This window comes from Phenylobacterium sp. (assembly GCF_030654915.1).
Taxonomy (GTDB): Bacteria; Pseudomonadota; Alphaproteobacteria; order Caulobacterales; family Caulobacteraceae; genus Phenylobacterium.
In genome coordinates, this window is record NZ_JAURWM010000323.1 from 1 (window position 1) to 4,258 (window position 4,258).

Here is a 4,258-nt window from a genome sequence, read left to right on the forward strand (position 1 = left end):
AGCCCCAGGTGTGCAGCACGGCGATGAGGCCGATCCGCGCGCCCAGGTGCTTGGGATCGGCGGCGATGGTCTGAAGGGTCTCGGCGGCGGCCTTGAAGAGCAGGTCGTAGACCACGGCCTTGTTCTGGAAGGCGATCGCCGCGATCGGGGCCGGCAGGGTGAAGACCACGTGGAAGTAGGCGACCGGCAGCAGGTCGGCCTGGCGCTCGGTGAGCCAGGCCTTGGCCGCCGCGCCCTGGCACTTGGGGCAGTGGCGGTTGCGGCAGGAGTTGTAGCTCACCGCCAGCCGCTCGCAGTCGTCGCAGCGCGCGACGTGGCCGCCGAGCTCGGCGGTGCGGCAGGCCTCGATGGCCGACATGACCTTGAGCTGCCCGAGGCTCAAGTGTCCGGCATGCGCACGGCGGAAGGCCTCGCCGTGCTGACGCAGGATGTCGGCCACCTCCAGGGATGGCCGCGGCATCGGTTCAGCTGGGCGGCGGCCTCAGATAGGTGAGCGGGCTGGTCACCGCGCCGAGGGTCTTCAGCGCCACCCGGGTGTAGCGGGCGGTGGTGTCCAGCTTCTTGTGACCGAGCAGCACCTGGATCACCCGCACGTCGGTCCGACGCTCGAGCAGGTGGGTGGCGAAGCTATGTCGCAGCGTGTGCATCGACACCGGCTTGTCCAGCGCTGCAGTGGTCGCCGCGACCTTGCAGGCGCGGTTCAGTTGTCGGGCGGTGATCGGCTGGCCCGGATCACGGCCGGGGAACAGCCAGCCCCGCGGCCGGGCCGCCCGCCACCAGCGGCGCAGCAGCTCCAGCAGGTCGGGCGAGAGCATGACGTAGCGGTCCTTGCGGCCTTTGCCCTGCTCGACGCGGATCAGCATGCGGCCGCTGTCGATGTCGCCGACCTTTAGGTGGACGATCTCCGAGACCCGCAGCCCGCAGCCGTAAGCGATGCTGAGCGCGGCCTTGTGCTTCAGGCTCGGCGCGCAGTGCAGCAGCAGCGCCACCTCTTGCGGGCTCAGCACCTGCGGCAGGCGATCTTCCTTCCTCACGCTCGCCAGCCGTTCGCCGAAGCTCGGCCGCGCCAGCGTCACCTTGAAGAAGAACCGCAGCGCCGACACCGCCGCGTTCATCTTGGCTGGTGAGGCGCCTTCGGCGGCCAGATGCAGCTGGTAGCGTCGGAGATCCTCCGGCTCGGTGTGGTCGGGCGGGCGGCCAAGAAACCGGGCGAAGTCGGCCACCACACGGACGTAGTCGTGCTGGGTCTTGGACCCGAACTGCCGGATGGTCATGTCTTCGATCATCCGCTGGCGTAGCGGGGTCGTGGGTGCAGAGGTCATGGGGATCTCCTGTCTGCAGGGTTGACCCCTGATCTCAGACAGGACGGGCGGGCTTCGTCGCTCGCAGCGTGATCACTACCGCGTGCCTCATCCACCCATGCCGCGCGAGCGGCTTAGTCCATTGGCTCCAAGCGGACGCGACAGGCGGGGGTGCGCTCGGCTATCGCAGGTCAGAGGGCCGTGGCGAACATGTAGTTCTCGGCGCCTTCCGAGTCGGCGCAGCGCCTGGATCGCATGAACCACCACATGGAACGCATCGAATGGGAAACCCAGGTCAGCGTTGAGGCCCTGGCGATTTTCGTCCGCGCTTGGTTGACCTCCACGCCGCGCCTGTCAGCCGAAGACCGCGCCGCCGCCCAGGCGGTCGGATTGGAGCGCTATGGCAGCTTCCTCGACACGCTGACCCGCCGCCTGTCGAACGGCCAATCCCTGATGGATCGCCTGTTCGACGCGCCCGACAGGCATGAAAGGGATGTTGGCCAAATTGTCCTACGGCAGCCGACTTAGAGTTCGCACGAACACCAGTTCGGCGATGAGCTCCACGAGGGTCTGGGCGACGATCACCGCCGGAAGAATCGGAACGGCTCCAGGCACGGCCAACGCCAGCGGGAGCACCACGAGTGAGTTCCGCGTTCCGGCGCTGAACGCGACCGCTCGACCGGCTTCCGCTTCGAGACGCGCGCACCGCGCCACGATCCACCCAGCAATCGGGGCCAAAACGGTGAAGGCGAAGTAGACCGGAAGCACGGCCAGCGCCGCAGGGATCGCAGCGTCAAGCTGCGGCAGCATGGCGGCGACAACGATGAAGAGAACGAGCGCCGTCGCCGGCACCGGCAGCAAGCCAAGAGCGCTGACGACCTTTTCCCCGGCGGACTGTCGCCCAGCCCACAGCTGGCAGATGATCGCCAGGCCGAGGGGAATGACGATCAGCCACAGAAATGCATGCAGGAACGGTCCCGCCTGCACGAACCGACCAGCATCCTCGCCGAGGAAAAGACGCAGGTAGACCGGCAATGCGATCATCTGGCCGATGAGCAGGACGGGCGTTGAGGCAAGGAGCAGCCGCGCGTCAGCCCGGCCCAGGTGCGCGAACGTCACCACATAGTCGATGCAGGGGCAGAGCAGTACGAACAGCACGCCGAGCCGCACGAGCGGATCGGCCGGCGTGAACTGGATCAGGACCGCCACCAGCAGGGGGACGACGACAAAGTTCACGCCAAGCAGGACGGATAGGAAGCGCAGGTTGCGAAGCGCCTGACCCAGCGCCGCGACTGGGACCTGTAGGAACGTCACGAACAGCATCAGGGCGAGCGCGGGATTGATCGCGGGTTCTAGTGCCCCCGCCCCAGGGGCCAGGGCTCCCACCAGCCCGCCCACCACAACGGCGCCGATGTAGATCGCGACTTGGCGCGTCTCCAAGGTCTCGCGTAGAGCCACGATGCTCATGCCGCCTGCGCTTCTCTCTGAGCGGCGCGGTTTGACCAGGCAAATCCGACGACTATGGCGATGATCATCAGCAACTGGGCCAGAACCGTCTCGCGGGTCGGATAGATCCCCAGGAAATCGCTACGGGGCAGGCCCGGCCACGGCGTCACCGGGAGATACCCCGCTTCTTGCAAGGCGGCCGTTCCTTTGCCGATCAGCACGACTGCCAGCACCGCGATGAGAGCGGAGCTATAGGCGAAGAACTTCCCGATCGGCAGGGTGCGGCTGTAGCGCATCATCAGGAACGCGATGATGGCCAGCACGACGAGCGCCGCAGCAGCGCCCGCTATCACCGCGCCGCCATTTCCTTGCGTCCAGATGGCTGCATAGAACAGGATCGTCTCAAAGACCTCGCGATAGACGACCACAAAGGCCAACGCGAATAGGAACCAGGCCGAGCGGCGATTGAGGGCGCTGCCAAGCTTGTCGCGGATGTAGCGCTGCCAAGCCTGCGCATGGCTCTTGCCGTGCATCCAAATACCGACCCAGAGCAACACGAGCGCGGCGAACACCCCGCCGAAACCTTCGGTGAGTTCGCGGCTGGCACCGCTGATGGTGATCAACCACGTCGCCGCGGCCCAAGTGGCTACCCCCGCGGCCAGGGCCGCGACCCACCCGCCATGGACGTACGGAAGCACGTCCTGGCGTTGGGCCTTTCTCAGGAAGGTGATCATGGCGACAACGATCAAAATGGCCTCAAGCCCTTCACGCAGAAGGATCGTGAAGGCGGCCAGGAAGCTCGACATCGCCGAGGCCTGGCTTGGGGCCAGCACGGCCTCTGCCTCGGCGAACAGGTCGTCGAGGGCGGTGACGCGCGCGGCGACGGCCTCTTGCGGCTCACCTTTGGCGATGCTCGCCCGCAGGTCGGCCATGGCCCCCTCGATCCGGATCATCAAGGCGTTGTCGCGGGCGGAAAGCACGGCTTCTACCGGCTCGAAGCCGTCGAGATATGCAGACAGCGCCAGGTTGGTCGCGGCCTTTCGGTCGCCCTTGCGATAAGCGCTCAAGGATTGGTCGAGCTTGGAGCGAGCTAGTGAAAGTGTGCCCGCCACCTCGGCGCTGACCACGGCGTCGGCATTGCGCCGCAGGTAGGCGGTGAGTTGCTGCGCGTTCTCCTCGCCGATCTGGTCGGCGAGCGAAGCGGGCGTGACGCCGACCAGCTTCTCTAGGTCGAATTGGCTGCGCAGACTGGGATCGGCCTTCCAAAGAGCCTCGCCAAACGCTGCCTTGTCAGCGGGATAGGCAAACGAACCCGAATAGATCGCGAGGGCCCAACGGTCCTGTGGCGGCAGATGCGCGAAGCTGGCCATACTGGTGCCGTCGAGACCCTGCTCGATCACCTGATAGAGCGCAAAGACACTGCGCTCGCGGGCGCGGGTCTCGTCTGTGAAGGCGATCGGGGGCGGGTCCAACCCTTCGGCCTGCGGGCCGTCGCCGCCGCCGGTGACGCC

5 protein-coding genes are annotated in these 4,258 nt (G+C 66.7%); 1 reads left to right on the forward strand and 4 read right to left on the reverse strand.

Going from position 1 to position 4,258, the window contains the following annotated elements; all coding sequences use genetic code 11:
- On the reverse strand, positions 1–460 hold a 460-nt coding region (locus Q7T84_RS16960), incomplete at its 3' end, for a transposase zinc-binding domain-containing protein (RefSeq protein WP_304811175.1).
- A 4-nt stretch (positions 461–464) separates the two neighbouring features.
- A complete protein-coding gene (locus Q7T84_RS16965; protein ID WP_304811177.1) occupies positions 465–1,322 on the reverse strand; it encodes a site-specific integrase in 858 nt (285 codons plus the stop codon).
- Positions 1,323–1,556: 234 nt separating this feature from the next.
- On the opposite strand from Q7T84_RS16965, the gene Q7T84_RS16970 reads away from it, so the two are divergent.
- Positions 1,557–1,829, forward strand: coding sequence for a hypothetical protein (locus tag Q7T84_RS16970; RefSeq protein WP_304811179.1), 273 nt, complete (start codon positions 1,557–1,559; stop codon positions 1,827–1,829).
- Here the strand turns inward: Q7T84_RS16970 and Q7T84_RS16975 are convergent.
- Positions 1,812–2,768: an arsenic resistance protein gene (locus Q7T84_RS16975; RefSeq protein WP_304811181.1), complete on the reverse strand. Its 957-nt coding sequence runs from the start codon at positions 2,766–2,768 to the stop codon at positions 1,812–1,814. The genes Q7T84_RS16970 and Q7T84_RS16975 overlap by 18 nt on opposite strands.
- Positions 2,765–4,258: FTR1 family protein (locus Q7T84_RS16980; RefSeq protein WP_304811183.1), on the reverse strand; the 1,494-nt coding region annotated here is incomplete at its 5' end. The genes Q7T84_RS16975 and Q7T84_RS16980, both read right to left, overlap by 4 nt.

What these genes read in the sequence shown, in the direction of transcription:
- Q7T84_RS16965 (WP_304811177.1), bottom strand. Translation starts at nt 1,322, where the DNA reads ATGACCTCTGCACCCACGACCCCGCTACGCCAGCGGATGATCGAAGAC.
- Q7T84_RS16970 (WP_304811179.1), top strand. Translation starts at nt 1,557, where the DNA reads ATGAACCACCACATGGAACGCATCGAATGGGAAACCCAGGTCAGCGTT.
- Q7T84_RS16975 (WP_304811181.1), bottom strand. Translation starts at nt 2,768, where the DNA reads ATGAGCATCGTGGCTCTACGCGAGACCTTGGAGACGCGCCAAGTCGCG.